At 62.6% G+C, this 16679-nt stretch carries 16 protein-coding genes; 5 read left to right on the top strand and 11 right to left on the bottom strand.

Features of this window, described 5'->3' with window-relative positions:
• Positions 1 to 135: 135 nt before the first annotated feature.
• The 4 genes from trmB to SA496_RS27275 form a co-directional block, all read right to left on the bottom strand.
• Entirely contained in the window at positions 136 to 855 is a 720-nt protein-coding gene (gene trmB / locus SA496_RS27290; RefSeq protein WP_153918716.1) for a tRNA (guanosine(46)-N7)-methyltransferase TrmB, read from the bottom strand.
• A gap of 169 nt (positions 856 to 1024) precedes the next feature.
• Entirely contained in the window at positions 1025 to 1819 is a 795-nt protein-coding gene (locus SA496_RS27285) for a thiazole synthase (RefSeq protein WP_077524138.1), read from the bottom strand.
• An 89-nt stretch (positions 1820 to 1908) separates the two neighbouring features.
• Positions 1909 to 2109, bottom strand: a complete 201-nt coding sequence (thiS, locus tag SA496_RS27280) for a sulfur carrier protein ThiS (RefSeq protein ID WP_120653599.1) — start codon at positions 2107 to 2109, stop codon at positions 1909 to 1911.
• A gap of 106 nt (positions 2110 to 2215) precedes the next feature.
• Positions 2216 to 2593 (bottom strand): DUF423 domain-containing protein, encoded by a 378-nt coding sequence (locus SA496_RS27275; protein ID WP_120653600.1) that lies wholly within the window; start codon positions 2591 to 2593, stop codon positions 2216 to 2218.
• A 66-nt stretch (positions 2594 to 2659) separates the two neighbouring features.
• Between SA496_RS27275 and mtgA the strand changes: the two genes are divergently transcribed.
• Positions 2660 to 3352 carry a monofunctional biosynthetic peptidoglycan transglycosylase gene (mtgA, locus tag SA496_RS27270; protein ID WP_120653601.1) on the top strand — a complete coding sequence of 231 codons (693 nt, stop codon included), beginning with the start codon at positions 2660 to 2662 and terminating at the stop codon, positions 3350 to 3352.
• A gap of 128 nt (positions 3353 to 3480) precedes the next feature.
• Here the strand turns inward: mtgA and SA496_RS27265 are convergent, their stop codons facing one another.
• From SA496_RS27265 to ltrA, 6 genes are all read right to left on the bottom strand, one after another.
• Positions 3481 to 4083, bottom strand: coding sequence for a hypothetical protein (locus tag SA496_RS27265; protein WP_120653602.1), 603 nt, complete (start codon positions 4081 to 4083; stop codon positions 3481 to 3483).
• A gap of 60 nt (positions 4084 to 4143) precedes the next feature.
• Complete coding sequence (gene rpoH, locus SA496_RS27260) at positions 4144 to 4998, bottom strand: RNA polymerase sigma factor RpoH (RefSeq protein WP_120653603.1); 855 nt, start codon at positions 4996 to 4998, stop codon at positions 4144 to 4146.
• 113 nt (positions 4999 to 5111) lie between these two features.
• Positions 5112 to 6131 carry a permease-like cell division protein FtsX gene (ftsX, locus tag SA496_RS27255; RefSeq protein ID WP_153918714.1) on the bottom strand — a complete coding sequence of 340 codons (1020 nt, stop codon included), beginning with the start codon at positions 6129 to 6131 and terminating at the stop codon, positions 5112 to 5114.
• Positions 6131 to 6799, bottom strand: coding sequence for a cell division ATP-binding protein FtsE (ftsE, locus tag SA496_RS27250; RefSeq protein ID WP_069081568.1), 669 nt, complete (start codon positions 6797 to 6799; stop codon positions 6131 to 6133). The genes ftsX and ftsE overlap by 1 nt, the downstream gene beginning before the upstream one ends.
• A complete protein-coding gene (gene ftsY / locus SA496_RS27245) occupies positions 6796 to 8211 on the bottom strand; it encodes a signal recognition particle-docking protein FtsY (protein ID WP_330114757.1) in 1416 nt (471 codons plus the stop codon). The genes ftsE and ftsY overlap by 4 nt, the downstream gene beginning before the upstream one ends.
• Before the next feature lie 205 nt (positions 8212 to 8416).
• Entirely contained in the window at positions 8417 to 10150 is a 1734-nt protein-coding gene (gene ltrA, locus SA496_RS27240; protein ID WP_330114756.1) for a group II intron reverse transcriptase/maturase, read from the bottom strand.
• A gap of 1137 nt (positions 10151 to 11287) precedes the next feature.
• Here ltrA and SA496_RS27235 point away from each other — a divergent pair.
• The 4 genes from SA496_RS27235 to SA496_RS27220 are packed head-to-tail and all read left to right on the top strand — an operon-like array spanning position 11288 to position 15765.
• The gene (locus SA496_RS27235) at positions 11288 to 12643 is read left to right on the top strand and encodes a M16 family metallopeptidase (protein WP_330114755.1); all 1356 of its coding nucleotides are present in this window, start codon (positions 11288 to 11290) and stop codon (positions 12641 to 12643) included.
• Positions 12636 to 14123, top strand: coding sequence for a M16 family metallopeptidase (locus SA496_RS27230; protein WP_120653607.1), 1488 nt, complete (start codon positions 12636 to 12638; stop codon positions 14121 to 14123). Before SA496_RS27235 ends, SA496_RS27230 begins: the two co-directional genes overlap by 8 nt.
• On the top strand, positions 14123 to 14740 hold the full coding sequence (rsmD, locus tag SA496_RS27225; protein WP_330114754.1) for a 16S rRNA (guanine(966)-N(2))-methyltransferase RsmD: 618 nt from the start codon (positions 14123 to 14125) through the stop codon (positions 14738 to 14740). The genes SA496_RS27230 and rsmD overlap by 1 nt, the downstream gene beginning before the upstream one ends.
• A gap of 14 nt (positions 14741 to 14754) precedes the next feature.
• Positions 14755 to 15765, top strand: coding sequence for a hydrolase (locus tag SA496_RS27220; RefSeq protein ID WP_330114753.1), 1011 nt, complete (start codon positions 14755 to 14757; stop codon positions 15763 to 15765).
• A gap of 42 nt (positions 15766 to 15807) precedes the next feature.
• Here SA496_RS27220 and SA496_RS27215 read toward each other — a convergent pair whose 3' ends face one another.
• Positions 15808 to 16473, bottom strand: coding sequence for a TetR/AcrR family transcriptional regulator (locus SA496_RS27215; protein ID WP_120653610.1), 666 nt, complete (start codon positions 16471 to 16473; stop codon positions 15808 to 15810).
• Between the last annotated feature and the right edge of the window lie 206 nt (positions 16474 to 16679).

Below are 16679 nucleotides of genomic sequence, written 5' to 3'. Positions count from 1 at the left end.
CGTAATAGGCATTACGTCGCTCTTATTCTTATGCCGCCCGCTCAATGAGCAGACGTTGCTATCGTCGGATCAGGTGAGGTGCCGGGTTGTCCCGGTCTAGTCAGGTGCGCCGGTGCGCCGCTGAGCGGCGCCCGGTCAATCGATGCGTTGGAACTTGAGGTCCCAGACGCCATGGCCGAGGCGCTCGCCGCGGCGCTCGAACTTGGTGATCGGGCGCTCTTCCGGGCGCGGCACGTAGCGGCCGTCCTCGGCCAGGTTGCGGTAACCCGGTGCGACGCTCATCACTTCCAGCATGTGCTCGGCGTAGTGCTCCCAGTCGGTGGCCATGTGCAGGACGCCGCCAACCTTGAGCTTCTGCCGCACCAGCTCGGCGAACGCCGGCTGCACGATCCGCCGCTTGTGGTGACGGGACTTGTGCCAGGGGTCAGGAAAGAACAACAGCACGCGGTCCAGGCTCGCATCTGCAACACAGTCACGCAGCACCTCAAGGGCATCGCAGCTGTACACGCGGATGTTGGAGAGCCCCTGGGTCATGGCGCCATTCAACAGGGCGCCGACGCCGGGACGGTGCACTTCGACACCGATGAAGTCCTGCTCCGGCGCGGCAGCGGCCATCTCCAGGGTGGCATGGCCCATGCCGAAACCGATCTCGAAGGTGCGCGGCGCACTGCGACCGAACAGGGCATCGAAGTCCTGCGGGCCGTCGGCCAGCTCCAGGCCGAACTTCGGCCAGCCCTGGTCGAGGCCGCGCTGTTGACCTTCGGTCATGCGCCCGGCACGCATCACGAAACTCTTGATGGTGCGGTGATGGCGCGTTTCGTCGGCGGCGGCCGGCGAGCCCTGTTCTTCAATCATCTTGCGAAAACCTTTCAGTGGAACTCAGCAGAATCTGTTCACGATCTTGCGAGTAAAAGACATGCCAGGCAAAAACAGGCGAGGAAGCGGATTTTACAGCTGTAAATGAGCATTCCGAGCCTGTTCTTAACGCCCCAGGGCCAACACGCAGCTGATCGTGACCAGTTTCTCAGCGGATCAGACCATCCAGCGGCGAAGACGCGCTGGCGTAGAGCTTGCGCGGCATACGCCCGGCCAGGTAGGCGAGGCGGCCGGCAACGATGGCGTGTTTCATGGCCTCGGCCATCATCACGGGGTTCTGCGCATGGGCGATGGCGGTGTTCATCAACACGGCTTCGCAGCCCAGCTCCATGGCGATAGTGGCGTCGGAAGCGGTGCCCACACCGGCGTCGACCAGCACCGGAACCTTGGCTTCTTCGAGGATGATGCGCAGGTTCCAGGGGTTGCAGATGCCCATACCCGAGCCAATCAGACCGGCCAGGGGCATCACGGCGATGCAGCCCATCTCGGCCAATTGGCGGGCGATGATGGGATCGTCGCTCGTGTAGACCATGACGTCGAAGCCGTCCTTGACCAGTTGCTCGGCGGCCTTGAGGGTTTCGACGACGTTGGGGAAGAGGGTTTTCTGGTCAGCCAGGACTTCCAGCTTGACCAGGTTGTGGCCATCCAGCAGCTCGCGAGCCAGGCGGCAGGTGCGCACGGCTTCTTCGGCGTTATAGCAACCGGCGGTGTTCGGCAGGATGGTGTACTTGTCCGGGGAAATCACGTCCAGCAGGTTCGGTTCGCCCGGGTTCTGGCCGATGTTGGTACGGCGCACGGCCACAGTGACGATCTCGGCGCCGGAGGCCTCGATGGCGACACGGGTTTCTTCGAGGTCCTTGTACTTGCCGGTGCCCACCAGCAGACGCGATTCATAGGTGCGGCCCGCGAGGGTAAAGGGCTTGTCGATCGGCGTTTGGCTCATGCTGGACTCCTGGCGGGCAGAGGGAATTGCTTGATACGCGGAACAGGTGCTGCGGATGGCGTGGCTGGGCAGGTTGGAAACCCACTCTACTAGCCGCCGCCTATGGCTTGGACCACCTCGACGCGATCGCCTTCGCACAGGGCGGTGGCGGCGTGCTGGCTTCGCGGCACGATATCGAGATTGAGCTCGACCGCAACGCGGCGGCCGGCCAGGTCCAGGCGGGAAATGAGGTCCGCGACGGTCTGGCCGTCGGGTAACTCGAAGGATTCGCCGTTCAACTGAATGCGCATGACGGATCAGTCACAACTGGAAAGGGGACGGCATTCTAGCCCGATAGGCGCGCGGCACCAAGGCAAAAGGACGCCATTCGTCCCGCAATTTGACGCCACGGTCAAGTTAGCGATTCGCAAGATTCCAGGCCGAGAGCCCCAGGCATAGCCAACCGGCGAGGAAGGCCAGACCGCCGAAGGGCGTGATGATGCCAAGCTTGCCGACACCGCTGAGGGTCAGCAGGTAGAGGCTTCCGGAGAACAGCAGGATACCGAGGGCGAAGAAGCCACCGGCCAGATTCACCAGGCGGCCAGGTGCATGCAGCGCCAGCAGGGCCACGCCGAACAGAGCCAGGGCATGGATCAGCTGGTAGTGGGTGCCTGTCTGGAACACCGCCAGGTACTCGGGCGTCAGCCTGCTTTTCAGGCCGTGGGCGGCAAAAGCCCCCAGGGCCACCCCGGTAAAACCGGCGAATGCGGAAAGCAGCAGGAACAGGCGAGCCATGGGGACTCCAGACAGAGGGAAGACGGCCGCTATAATGGCGCGCTAATTTCCCCGGGCCAAGCCAGAATGTTTCACACGATTCGCCGCAGTCTATTCAAATTGCTGCTCTGGTTCGCGGCGGCGTCCGTGCTGCTGGTGATTCTGTTTCGCTGGGTACCGCCGCCCGGCTCGATGCTGATGGTGGAGCGCAAGATCGAGTCGTGGATCGACGGCAAACCGATCGACGTCAAGCGTGATTGGGTGTCCTGGGATGAACTGCCGGATGACCTGAAGATCGCGGTGATCGCCGCCGAAGACCAGAAGTTTGCCGAACATTGGGGTTTCGATATCCCTGCTATCCGCAAGGCCTTCGCGCACAACGAGCGCGGCGGGTCGATCCGTGGCGCCAGCACCCTCAGCCAGCAGGTGGCGAAGAACGTATTCCTCTGGTCCGGCCGCAATTGGATCCGCAAGGGTCTGGAGGTCTGGTTTACCGGCCTTATCGAATTGTTCTGGCCGAAGCACCGCATCCTTGAGGTCTACCTGAACAGCGTCGAGTGGGGCAATGGCGTGTTCGGTGCCGAAGCCGCAGCGCGCCAGCACTTCGGTGTCCACGCCACACGCCTATCCCGCCAGCAGGCGGCCTTGCTGGCGGCGGTGCTGCCCAACCCGCGCAAATGGAGCCCTTCCCGGCCGAGCGGCTATGTCGCGACCCGCGCCGGCTGGATTCGCCGACAAATGAGCCAGCTCGGCGGTAGCAGCTACCTGCAACAGCTTTGATGACGGGGCATCGGCGTAGCCTGCGCCAGACCTGCGCGATGCCCAACATCTCCGCCGCCGTGCCTGCTTCGTTGGGCCTGGCTATACGCAGCCACAACTTGTAGAAGCGCTCGAGCTTCAAGCTCCGATCAGTGCTTCATCGCCTCGCGCGGAACCAGATGCAGGAGCTGCACATTGCCTTCCAGCAGATGCGCGCTGAGCCCCTGCTGTGGATAGATCCACGCCTCACCCTCACCGGTACGCAGGCGAAGCCGGGGAGGCCCAATGCTTGCGGCAAGCCGTGCGGCCGACACTTCGGCCATGGGCACCATGTTCAGCACCGATACCCGGTGCCCGCCCAGCTGTTCCAGCATCTCGCCACTCAGGGGCTGCTCGTCAGTGCCTTTTCCGAGGGCCTTGGACAAGCTGTCCCGCTCGCCGTCGCTGAGCTCCAGCTCCCCTTCGAGGCGCCAGACGCCCTCTTCCCGCTCTTGCTTGGTGCGATAGACCAGACGCGGGCCTTCGTCGCGAGGCTGCAACCAAAGCTCCCCCGGTGCCAGTTCGGCTAGTTTCTCCAGAGGCAGGTCACCTTCAGCCATGGGCACGATCACCGACTCCTGCCAATCCACCAGCCAGGGCAGCGGTTCAGCGCGGTCGGACTGCTTGCTCATCCACAGCGCCAGGGAAAAGAACAGCACGGCGACCGAGGCGAACAGCAGCCAATGGCTGGTACGCAGGGATGGCATGGTCATGGCGGTTTTCTCCAGGCAGAAAAAAGCCGCACCGAAGTGCGGCTTTTCCGGGTTTTAGCGTCACGCCTGAATGAAGCCCTTGAGCTTGTTCATGGCGTTCTTCTCCAACTGGCGAATACGCTCGGCGGAGACGTTGTACTTGGCCGCCAGATCGTGCAGCGTCGATTTCTCTTCTGCCAGCCAGCGCTGGTAGAGGATGTCGCGGCTACGCTCATCCAGGCCATCCAGCGCTTCGTGGAGGTTGGCGGTGGAGCTGTCGCTCCAGTCCGCATCTTCCAGCTGACGCGCCGGGTCGTAGCGGTGGTCTTCCAGGTAATGCGCCGGAGCCTGGAAGGCAGCGTCGTCGTCAGCATCTGCCGCCGGGTCGAACGCCATGTCCTGACCGGTCAGCCGGCTTTCCATCTCGCGCACTTCATGGGGCTCGACGCCAAGGGTGTTGGCCACCGCATGGACTTCATCGTTGTTCAGCCAGGTCAGACGCTTCTTCTGGCTACGCAGGTTGAAGAACAACTTACGCTGCGCCTTGGTGGTGGCGACCTTGACGATTCGCCAGTTGCGCAGGATGAACTCATGGATCTCGGCCTTGATCCAATGCACAGCGAAAGACACCAGGCGCACACCCATTTCGGGGTTGAAGCGCTTGACGGCCTTCATCAGGCCGACGTTGCCTTCCTGGATGAGGTCGGCCTGGGCCAGACCGTAGCCGGAATAACTCTTGGCGATGTGTACGACGAAGCGCAGGTGCGCCAACACCATTTGCCGTGCCGCTTCCAGATCTTGTTCATAGAAGAGGCGTTCGGCCAGTTCGCGCTCCTGCTCGACAGTCAGCAGCGGGATGCCGTTGACCGCATGCACGTATGCCTCCAGGTTCGCACCGGGGGCAAGGGCATAGACAGGTTGCAGGGAAGTGGTCATGCGAATCCTCCGATTCACTAAAGCTCGCGCAGTGTAGCACTGGCCTATATGACTGCAAGGGGGTGTAAAAGTTTCCTTACACCCCTCGCAACACCCACAGAAAACGATGGGTTCTAACGCGGCGCCAGCTCACTGAGATGACGGGCCACGGCCAGCCAGGCGCCAATGTAACCCAGCAGGACAGCGCCCAGAAGCAGGGATAGACCATCGGCTAGTGGTACGCCCACCAGGGCGAAGTCGCTGCCGTAGAGACCGGCCAGACGCACCACGGAATCGTTCAGCCAGTCCAGGCCGTAGGCCAGCACCAGCCAGGCCAGCAGGCCCGCACCAGTGCCGTAGAGCGCGCCCATATAAAGGAAGGGACGGCGCACGTAGCTATCGGTCCCGCCCACTAGCTTGATCACCTCGATCTCGGTGCGGCGGTTCTCGATATGCAGACGAATGGTATTACCGATGACCAGCAGCAAGGCCAGGATCAGCAATACCGCCAGGCCGAAGACGAAACGCTCCCCCAGCTTGAGGATCGCCGACAGGCGCTCGACCCAGACCAGGTCCAGCTGCGCCTGCTCGATGCCGGACATTTCCGACAAGCGTTGACGCAGTGCTTCCAGAGCAGCCTTGTCGACTTCCTTGGGCGTCACCAGGATCACACCGGGCAGCGGGTTCTGCGGCAGTTCCTTAAGGGCCTCGCCCAGGCCGGACTGCTGCTGCAGCTCGGCCAGCGCCTGCTCGCGGCTGATCCACTCTGCCTCGGCAACATCCGGCATGCCGGCAATTTCGTCTCGCAGCTTCTGCCCCTGGGACTCGCTGGCATCCATTTTCATGAACAGAGAAATCTGCGCCGCGCGCTGCCAGGACCCACCCAGTCGCTCAACGTTGCTGAGCAGCAGGGACAGCCCCATAGGCAGGCTAAGGGCGATAGCCATCACCAGGCAGGTAAAGAAACTACCAACCGGCTGGCGACCCAGGCGACGCAGGCTGTCCATCAGGCTGGCGCGGTGGCTTTCCAGCCAGGCATGCAGCAGGGTTCTGAAATCCGGGCCGTCGTCGCCTTTCTCCGGCGAATCAACATGCCGGGGCGAGGCCCCTACTCGTTCGGCGGGCTTCGGCGGCGGCATCTGCTTGGCGCTCATCAGACTGCCTCCCCGTCGCCGATCAGGCGGCCGCGTTGCAGGGTGAGCAGACGGTGGCGCATGCGCGCGATCAGCGCCAGGTCGTGACTGGCGATCAGCACTGTGGTGCCCAAGCGATTGATGTCCTCGAATACGCCCATGATCTCGGCGGCTAGGCGCGGGTCCAGGTTACCGGTGGGTTCGTCCGCCAGCAGCAGGGCCGGGCGGTGAACGACGGCGCGAGCAATGCCTACTCGCTGCTGCTGACCGGTGGAAAGGTCGGCCGGGTAGAGCTCGGCCTTGTCCGCCAGGGACACGCGTTCCAGCGCCACACTCACCCGCTTGGCGATCTCCGCCTTGGACAGGCCGTGGATCTGCAGCGGCAACGCGACGTTGTCGAACACACTGCGGTCGAACAGCAACTGGTGATTCTGGAACACGACACCAATCTGGCGGCGCAGGAAAGGAATCTGCGAGTTGGTGATGGTCGACAGGTCCTGCCCGGCCAGCAGCAGTTTGCCGGTGGTAGGACGCTCCATTGCCAGCAGCAGACGCAATAGGGTGCTCTTGCCGGCGCCGGAGTGACCGGTGACGAAGAGGAACTCGCCGCGGCGAACGCGGAAGCTCAGTTCGTGCAGGCCAACGTGGCCATTTGGATAGCGTTTGCCGACCTGCTCGAATCGAATCATGCGGACTCCCGCTCAGCGAAGAGGGCCTTCACGAAGGCGTCGGCTTCGAAGGTACGTAGGTCGTCGATGCCTTCGCCCACGCCGATGTAACGGATCGGCAGGCTGAACTGCTTGGCCAGGGCGAAGATCACCCCACCCTTGGCGGTGCCGTCCAGTTTGGTCAGTGCCAGGCCGGACAGGCTGACCGCCTGGTGGAACTGCTTGGCCTGGTTGATGGCGTTCTGCCCGGTACCGGCATCCAGCACCAACAGCACTTCGTGGGGAGCGGTCTCGTCCAGCTTGCCGATCACGCGGCGCACCTTCTTCAGCTCCTCCATCAGGTTGTCCTTGGTGTGCAGGCGACCGGCGGTGTCGGCGATCAACACATCGACACCCCGGGCCTTGGCAGCCTGCACGGCATCGAAGATGACCGAAGCGGAGTCGGCGCCAGTGTGCTGAGCGATTACGGCGATGTTGTTGCGCTCGCCCCAGATCTGCAATTGCTCCACCGCCGCGGCGCGGAAGGTGTCACCGGCGGCCAGCATGACTTTCTTGCCATCGAGCTGCAGCTTCTTGGCCAGCTTGCCGATGGTGGTGGTCTTGCCAACGCCGTTAACGCCGACCACGAGGATTACATAGGGTGAGCAGCCGCTGTCGATCTTCAGCGGCTGCTCGACCGGACGCAGCAGCGCCGCCAGCTCGTCCTGCAAGGCCTTGTAGAGAGCGTCGGCATCGGCCAGCTGCTTGCGCGCGACTTTCTGGGTCAGGCTCTGGACGATGGCGGTGGTGGCTTCCACACCGACATCAGCGGTCAGCAGGCGGGTCTCGATCTCATCCAGCAAGTCGTCGTCGATGGCTTTGCGGCCAAGGAACAGGCTGGCCATGCCTTCGCCGATACTGGCGCTGGTCTTTGACAGGCCCTGCTTGAGACGGGAGAAGAAGCTGGACTTGGCGGGCTCGGCCTGGACGGCGGGAACGGCGGTTGGCTCGACAACCAGAGCGGGGGCGACCACCGGAGTCGGTTGCTCGGCGACAGGTGCAGGTGCAGGTGCAGGTGCAGGTGCAGGTGCAGGTGCAGGTGCAGGTGCAGCAGGCTCGGCGACTACCCGCGCTTCGGCAATAACCGAAGCGGACGCTTCATTTACGACCGGGGCGGGGACCGGCGCGGGCACTTCGACGGGCGCGGGCGCTGACGCCGGGGCTTCGGTAACGATCGGAGCCGGCGCAGTTACCGGCTCAACGACCGGTTGCACGGCCGAAGCAACTTCAGTCGTGGGAGCAGGTGCGGCCGGCGCCTCGGCCTCGACAGGGGCCACCGGTTCCGCCGGAGCGACGGGAGCGGTTTCCTGGGGCTTTTTGCGCAGCCAGCCGAACAAGGATTTCTTTTCCCCGGCCTGGGCCGGAGCTTTCTTGTCGTCGTTGGAACCAAACATGAGTCGATTGCATCTCAAGGGAGCGGCCGTACTGGCTCTATGCCGGCCAGCTTCGCCGCCCCGGGAAGTCGGGTAGCCCCGGACCATTACCTGGTCCGGAGCCCCCTAAGAACCGTGCGTGCGACTTTAACCGCACACGGCTCAAGCCTACATGAAGTCAAGAAGCTTGACCGGTACGCACGGAGTGTTGCGCGCGACTTTACCACTATAAGCCGCTGTAGAGCAGAGTTACCTCTTGTCGCCGACTGTGGATCAGCGAGTGGCAGTTGGGGTGCAGGAGTACGCGGTTGTTCGGCTTATCCGAGCCGCCGTCCACTCGTCGGATGACGTGGTGGTCGTGCCAGCCGGTTTCCTTACTGACCGCGTGACCGCATAGGGCGCAAACCCCGCGTTGTCGCTGGAAGAGCCTGAGAATTTGTCCCCGGTATTGCAGTTTGTGCTGCATCCGTTTCACTCGCAGATCCTCCCACTTCAACTCCTGTTCAGCGTCATAAGGCTGGTACGCCAGCGGTAGACGCTTACCCCTCCTTATTTCCGTGCTAGCCAGCAAGAACAACTGCCGGTAGCCGGTTTTCCCGTTGCCACTTTTATAGGGGTGCGCAAACACCCATTTTCGACCGCCTATGTAGTGGAAGTACTTCTTCTTAATCCATTTGGCGGACTTATTAGGATGCCTGCGCTTCGCCCACCTCCAGATTCGCCAGTGAATCATGTGATCTAGCTTGCTGAAGGTGCGTTTTGCCACTACTTGGGAGTGGTACTGTGCCCACCCCTTCAGTACCGGGTTCAGCTGGCCGATTAGCGCGTCCTGCGTTAGCGCCCCGCTGTCTCTAACGATCTCGCTCACTTTCCGGTAGAACGCCGAGGCGTTTTTCCTTGAGGGCTTGATGAGCAGCTTGGTCTTCCGTTTGGGCGATTTCGGCACGTACTTCCTGAAGTTCCACCCTAGGAAGTCGAATCCGTCCAGGATGTGTGTGATGTGCGTTTTCTCCCTGGATAGCTCAACCCCTCGAACCGCTAGGAATTGTTCTACCCAAGGTCGGACCTCGTCCTCCAGCAGCTCTTTCGAGTCTGCAGTGATGACAAAGTCGTCCGCATACCTTACTACCTGAACCTTCGTCTTCTCGGCCTTTTTGACCCCAAGCTTCTGTGCCAGGTGGCGCTTCAGCTGAGTTTCCAGACCGTTCAGAGTGACGTTCGCCAGACAGGGAGAGATGATCCCACCCTGTGGCGTCCCGGCTTCTGTAGCTGCGAATTGTCTCCGGTCGACCACCCCGGCCCTCAACCATTTCCTGAGCATCATCTTGTCCATGGGGACGTTTTTGATCAGCCAGTCATGGTTGATGTTGTCAAAGAACCCTTTTATGTCCCCTTCCATCACCCAAGTCGGAGCCACTGGCGTGGCCAGCAGATGAAAGAGTTCTACCATCGCATCAGTGGTTGCCCGATCTGGCCTGAAGCCATAACTCCTCGGGTCGCTGGTGCTTTCGACGACAGGTTCTAGGGCAAGTAGATACAGCGCTTGCATGGCACGATCCAACATGGTCGGGATGCCTAGCGGTCGCCTTTCCGCCTTGCCGGGTTTGGGAATCCACACCCGCCGGAGCGGTTGGGCCCTGTATCCCCTTTTCTTGGACAGACTCATCACAGCCCGTAGTTTGGCGCTGGGCGTTGCCCATGTTGCTCCATCTACGCCCGGAGTCTTGCGACCCCGGTTCTCCGTGACTCGTCTCACTGCTAAACAGCGGCCGTGAAACGAGTGGGTCAGTAACCGTTGCAGGCGTTTAACCCTGCGCCAATTACCCTCCCCAGTAGCCTGCGCGATTTTCAGCTGCGTCTTCCGAACGGAGACTTGGATGTTCGCCCAGTCAAGACTGTGCCATTCCTCTGTCCCGTCGAAGGACGCAGACTTCACCGGTGTAGCTGGCGTCGTTTTCATACTGTCCTCCTGGTGGTAATGAGACCTTCAGGACGGACCGCCCCTAGGGGGCGGTTCACCCCTAGGGTCGTTGTTACGCTGGAATCAGCGGTTGATATCGCACTTGTAGACCAGGTGCACGTCGGCCAGGGTTGACCCCTGCCAGCGATGTTTCAGCTGGTATGCCTCCCATTACAGGCGGCCGTTCGCTTCTTGCACCCTCCTATTCCCCACACCCATCAGCGCCCCTTGCGGGTAGCCTGCCGCCGTTACTGCTGGTTAGGCGGGTGGTCGGGATTGCCACGTTCCCCAGATCGCATCAATTCCCCGTTTAGGCTCCGTCTTTCCCCCGGTAGTGCGGTGGTACCGCAGCGCATCGTCCTACTGCGCTGACCGACTACGTTGCCATTTTGGCCGGGGCCTAATTGCCGTTGGCCCGAAGATACTGACGAAGGTTCTGACGACGGTTCACATGTGTTAGCCATGCGGGTTTGGTCACTAGCCTCTAGAAAGCCGGGCAATTCGGCGATCTTGCGCTCCCCGTTGCCGGGGTGCGGTTCCCTAGGAAGGGAGAGACATTGTCGATCGGGCTTCACACCCCGAGGTTGGTCCCCGGAGCATGCCGATCCAGTGAACTGATGGGTACACATCAGGCTCGGTGCTCCCTGAATCAGCGGAGTTGAGCAATGCGGTCTGGAGCTCACGCTCCGTGCTTGGACTTGGTGCCTCCAACATCTCGCGACGGTGGTTACGGGCAAGTTATCCAGAGGCCTTTAATAGGTGGGAGCAGCCCCTAAGGGTCGCTTTATCACCCTTGAGGCATGAAATATCTTGAAACAATCCCCAGAGTGGGAATTGCCTTTTGATGCGCCTAACCGAACGAATTTCAACCATTGGAGGTCGGATTCGAGGCGTAGTTACCCCCTGACGGAGATTTACCAACACCCCCGCAAGCGGGTCGATTTGAGCTGGTCAAACCAGGCACAAGTGCTTTATTTAGACTGTAGCCCCTTGATATCAAAGGACTTGGCGTCAGGGAGAAAGCTCTCCGACCAAGCACGACACGATCATACGTGTCGCACAGGATGGGGTATCCTAGCACCTCTTCGCCCGCAGGCGGTACGACCGCCGGGGCCGTCCGACAGGTCAAGAACATCAATGAAAGCCATTGCCCGACAAGCCGCCGGCTTGCTGTACTGCGCTCTCTGTCTGCCCGTTTTTGCTATCGCTGCAGACAATCAGCCCACCCACGAGTTCACCCTGGACAACGGCCTCAAGGTCGTCGTCCGTGAAGACCATCGCGCGCCCGTAGTGGTGTCCCAGCTCTGGTACAAGGTCGGCTCGAGCTACGAAACATCTGGCCAGACCGGCCTCTCCCACGCCCTCGAGCACATGATGTTCAAGGGCAGCCGCAAGCTCGGCCCCGGTGAAGCCTCGCGCATCCTGCGAGAACTCGGCGCCGAAGAAAATGCCTTCACCAGCGACGACTACACCGCCTATTACCAGGTGCTGGCCCGCGACCGCCTAGGCGTCGCATTCGAGTTGGAAGCCGACCGCCTCGCCAGCCTCAAGCTGCCGCCGGAGGAGTTCACCCGCGAGATCGAAGTGATCAAGGAAGAGCGCCGTCTTCGCACAGACGACAAGCCCACTGCCAAGGCCTTCGAGCGCTTCAAAGCAATGGCCTATCCGGCAAGCGGCTACCACATCCCCACCATTGGCTGGATGGCCGACCTCAACCGCATGAAGGTCGAGGAACTGCGCCACTGGTACGAATCCTGGTACGTGCCGAACAACGCCACTCTGGTGGTGGTGGGCGATGTCACCCCGGATGAGGTCAGGGGCCTCGCCGAACGCTATTTCGCCAGCATTCCGAAGCGTGATGTGCCGCCCGCGAAGAAACCGCTGGAACTGGCCACCCCTGGGGAGCGTCGCCTCACGCTGCACGTGCGCACCCAGTTGCCGAGCCTGCTCATGGGCTTCAACGTGCCAGGCCTCGCCACCGCCAAGGACGCCCGCCAGGTCCATGCGCTGCGCCTGATCTCCACCCTGCTCGACGGTGGCTACAGTGCCCGTCTGGCCAGCCGGCTGGAACGCGGCGAAGAACTGGTCAGCGGCGCTTCCGCCTGGTATGACGGTTTCCCTCGTGGCGACAGCCTGTTCGTCATCAGCGCGACCCCCAACACGCAGAAGGGCAAGACCCTCGATCAGACCGAGGCCGGCATCTGGCGCCAGCTGGAAGACCTGAAGAACACACCTCCCAGTGCCGAAGAGCTGAAGCGCGTTCGGGCCCAGGCGATTGCCGACCTGGTCTACCAGCGCGACTCCATCACCAGCCAAGCCACCACCATCGGCCAACTGGAAACCGTAGGCCTTTCCTGGAAACTGATGGATCAGGACCTCGCAGCACTCGAGTCCGTGACCCCCGCCGATATCCAGGCCGCCGCCAAGACCTTCTTCACCCGCGACCGCCTTAGCGTCGCCCACATCCTGCCCGAGGAGGCTCGCAATGAGTGAGCGCAACGGCCTGCGTTACGGCCTGCTCGGCCTGGCCCTGATCGTCCTGCTCGGCGTGCTCGGCTTCATCGCCAATCGCCCGGAAACCACCGCCACCGCCGAAACCACCACCCCTGCACCGACCGAGGGGCTGCAATCGCTGGCAGAGCTGGGCAGCAAGGCGCCTAGCCGCCGCAGCCTGGACATCCAGAGCTGGACCACTGCCGAAGGGGCCAAGGTGCTCTTCGTCGCCGCTCCCGAGCTGCCGATGTTCGACCTGCGCCTGACCTTCGCTGCCGGCAGCAGCCAGGACGGCGCTACTTCCGGCCTGGCAACCCTGACCAACGCCATGCTCAACGAGGGCGTGAAAGGCAAGGATGTCACCGCCATCGCCGAGGGCTTCGAGAGCCTGGGCGCGGAGTTCGGCAACGGTGCCTATCGCGACATGGCTATCGCCAGCCTGCGCAGCCTCACCGCCCCCGAGCAGCGCACGCCGGCCCTGGAACTGTTCACCCAGGTAATCGGGGCGCCAACTTTCCCTGAAGACTCCCTGGCGCGAATCAAGAATCAGATGCTCGCTGGCTTCGAGTATCAGAAGCAGAACCCCGGCAAGCTCGCCGGCCTGGAGCTCTTCGAGAAACTCTACGGCCAGCATCCGTACGCGCACTCCAGCGAAGGCGACGCAAAGTCCGTCCCCGGCATTACCGTGGCCCAGATGCGTGCGTTCCACCAGAAGGCCTATGCCGCCGGCAATGTAGTGATCGCCCTGGTCGGCGACCTGTCCCGTGCCGACGCCGAAGCCATTGCCAACCAGGTATCCCGCGCACTGCCGAAGGGCCCGGCCCTGGCCAAACTGCCGGAGCCTGATGTACCCAAACCCGGCCTCAACCACATCGAGTTCCCGTCCAAGCAGACCCACCTGATGCTGGCCCAGCTGGGTATCGACCGGAACGACCCCGATTACGCCGCGCTCTACCTGGGCAACCAGATTCTCGGCGGTGGCGGCTTCGGCACCCGACTGATGGAAGAGGTGCGCGAGAAGCGCGGCCTGACCTACGGTGTCAGCTCCGGCTTTACCGCCATGCAGGTGCGCGGCCCGTTCATGATCGGCCTGCAGACCCGCGCCGAGATGAGCCAGGGCACCCTCAAGCTGATCCAGGACATCGTCCGCCAGTACCTGGCCGACGGCCCGACCCAGAAAGAACTGGATGATGCCAAGCGCGAGCTGGCGGGCAGCTTCCCACTGTCCACCGCGAGCAATGCCGACATCGTCGGCCAGCTGGGTGCCATCGGCTTCTACAACCTGCCGCTGACCTACCTGGAAGACTTCATGACCAAGGTCCAGGCACTCGATGTCGCCCAGGTGAAGGCCGCCATGGCCAAACATCTGAACCCCGACCAGTTCGTCATCGTCACCGCCGGTCCGACCGTTCCCCAAAAGGACCTGCCGCCGCCCACCGACAAGCCCGCCGAAATGCCCAGCGGCGTACCGGAGCACTGATGCGCAAGCCGACCCCCAGACCCGCCACGCCGAAACACGGCGGCCAGGGCCAACTCCGCATCATCGGCGGCGAATGGCGCTCGCGGCGCTTCGCCTTCCCCAATGGCCCCGGCCTGCGCCCCACTCCCGACCGGGTACGCGAGACGCTGTTCAACTGGCTTGCACCCTATATGGAAGGCGCGCGGGTGCTCGACCCCTTCGCAGGCAGCGGCGCGCTCTATCTGGAGGCACTGTCCCGGGGTGCCGTCGAGGGCCTGGCGCTGGACCTGAACCCCGACTCGGTAGCCGCCTTGCGCGGTCACCTGGAGACGTTGCGCTGCGGCAAGGGCCAACTGCTGCAGAGCGACGCGCTGCGCTACCTGGACACGCAGTCGCCCAGCGTCTTCGACGTCGTTTTCCTCGACCCGCCCTTCAACAAAGACCTGCTGCAACCCGTCTGCGACCTCCTGGAGAGTCGCGGCTGGCTCGCCCCCCGAGCCTGGGTCTATACCGAAAGCGAGAGCCCGCCCTCCGCGCTGGGTCTACCGGGTAACTGGCGCCTGCACCGCGAGAAGAAAGCCGGACAGGTGTACTACGCCCTGTGGCAACGCTCGGCCGGGGAAACCTCCGACGCCTGATCGACGGCACGCCGATGAATCAGTTCCATCCGCCAGCGGCCACCCGTGCCGGCTTCCAGCCGGCCTGGTGGTTGCCGGGGCCGCACCTGCAGACCTTGTGGTCGCCCTTTTGTCGCAAGCCACCCCGGCTTTCGCGACAGCGGGAGCGCCTGTGGCTGGAAGATGGAGATTTCCTCGACCTGGACTGGCACGGCCCCCACGAAGCCGACGCGCCACTGGTGCTGGCTCTGCATGGACTGACCGGCTCATCCAGCTCGCTGTATGTGCTTGGCCTGCAACAGGAGTTGGCCGATCGTGGCTGGGCCAGCGTGGCCATCAACTGGCGTGGCTGTTCGGGCGAACCCAACCTGTTGCCCCGCGGCTACCACTCGGGCGTCAGCGAAGACCTGGCCACCACCGTCCAGCACCTGCGCGCCAGCCGTCCACTGGCGCCTCTCTATGCGGTGGGTTATTCGCTGGGCGGCAACGTGCTGCTCAAGTACCTCGGAGAAACGGGTGACGACTGCGGCCTGCAAGGCGCAGTGGCGGTCTCGGTACCTTATCGGCTGGACCAATGTGCCGACCGCATCGCCCTGGGATTCTCACGGGTCTACCAGGCACACTTCATGCGGGAGATGGTGGCCTACGTGAAGAACAAGCAGCGCCTGTTCGCCCACCAGGGCCAGGGCGAGCACCTGTCTACCCTGGAACGGCTCGGTTCACTGGAAAACATGCGTACCTTCTGGGACTTCGACGGCCGCATCACTGCGCCCTTGCATGGTTTCAGCGATGCCCACGACTACTACCGCCGGGCGTCCAGCCGCTACTACCTTGGTGGTGTACGCATTCCCACCCTGCTGATCCAGTCCGTCGACGACCCCTTCGTCTTTCGCCATAGCCTGCCAGAGGCCCATGAGCTTTCGGCCTCGACCCGCATGGAACTGCATGCGCGTGGCGGTCACGTGGGTTTCGTCGAAGGGTCTCCGCAGCAGCCCGCCTATTACCTGGAACGGCGAATTCCGGACTGGCTGGGAAGCTGCCGCTAGGGCTGCTCGCACGTCAGCCGCAAGCAACAGCTGGCTACAACACTAGTTCGGCACTACCTGATCCAACGGCACGTACAGCTTCTCGTATAGCGCCTTGACCGCAGGCTGTGCCTCGGGCGCAAGGTAGCCGCCTTCCAGCGCCAGAACCTGATAAATGCCCCGACGCAGCAGTTCCTGGCTGAGATCGCCGGCATCACCACGGGTGGTGCAGAGGAAGCGCACCCAGGAGGTAACGATGATCCAGCTGTTAAGGGTCAGTGCCTCGACCTGGGCGGGATTCATGCGCAAGATGCCGGCGCCGACGAAGCCGCGGTAGATGGCCTGGGCATGATCCAGACAGCGCTGAGCGAACAGGCGATAGCGCGAGGCAAGCTCGGCATCCGATTCCAGCAGGTGCTCCAGGTCCCGGTGCAGGAAGCGGAAATCCCACATGGCCGCCAGCAGCGACTCGAGGTAGAAGGTCTTGTCCTCCACCGTCACGGGCCGACCTTCCGGCAGGCGCAAGAAGCTATCCACCCTCGCCTCGTACAGTCCGAACAGCTCGGCGATGATCTCCTGCTTGTTGCGGAAGTGGTAATAGAGATTGCCCGGCGACATGCCCAGGTGAGCGGCGATGTGGTTCGTGGTGACGTTACGCTCGCCCTGGGTGTTGAACAGCCCTAGGCTCTCCAGAACGATTCGGTCGCGGGTCTTGGGTCGTGGGGACATCAGGTGGAAATTCCTGCAATCGATGGAACGCGGCGAGCGCTAAAGGTACACCGCAAGGCGCTCCGGAAACACCCGGTGTTACCGGGACCGGGCACGCCCAGCTTTTCGATGGGCTGCCGACGGACGGGCCACAGGGCAAGCTAATTTGACAGATTAGAGCAATTGCTCTAAAAATCCAGCGACATCACAAGAACAGAGCCTTACCG

This window comes from Pseudomonas sp. JS3066, assembly GCF_036328175.1.
Classification (GTDB): domain Bacteria; phylum Pseudomonadota; class Gammaproteobacteria; order Pseudomonadales; family Pseudomonadaceae; genus Metapseudomonas.
Note: the sequence above shows the minus strand (reverse complement) of the source record. Positions and strands in the feature narration are given on the sequence as shown.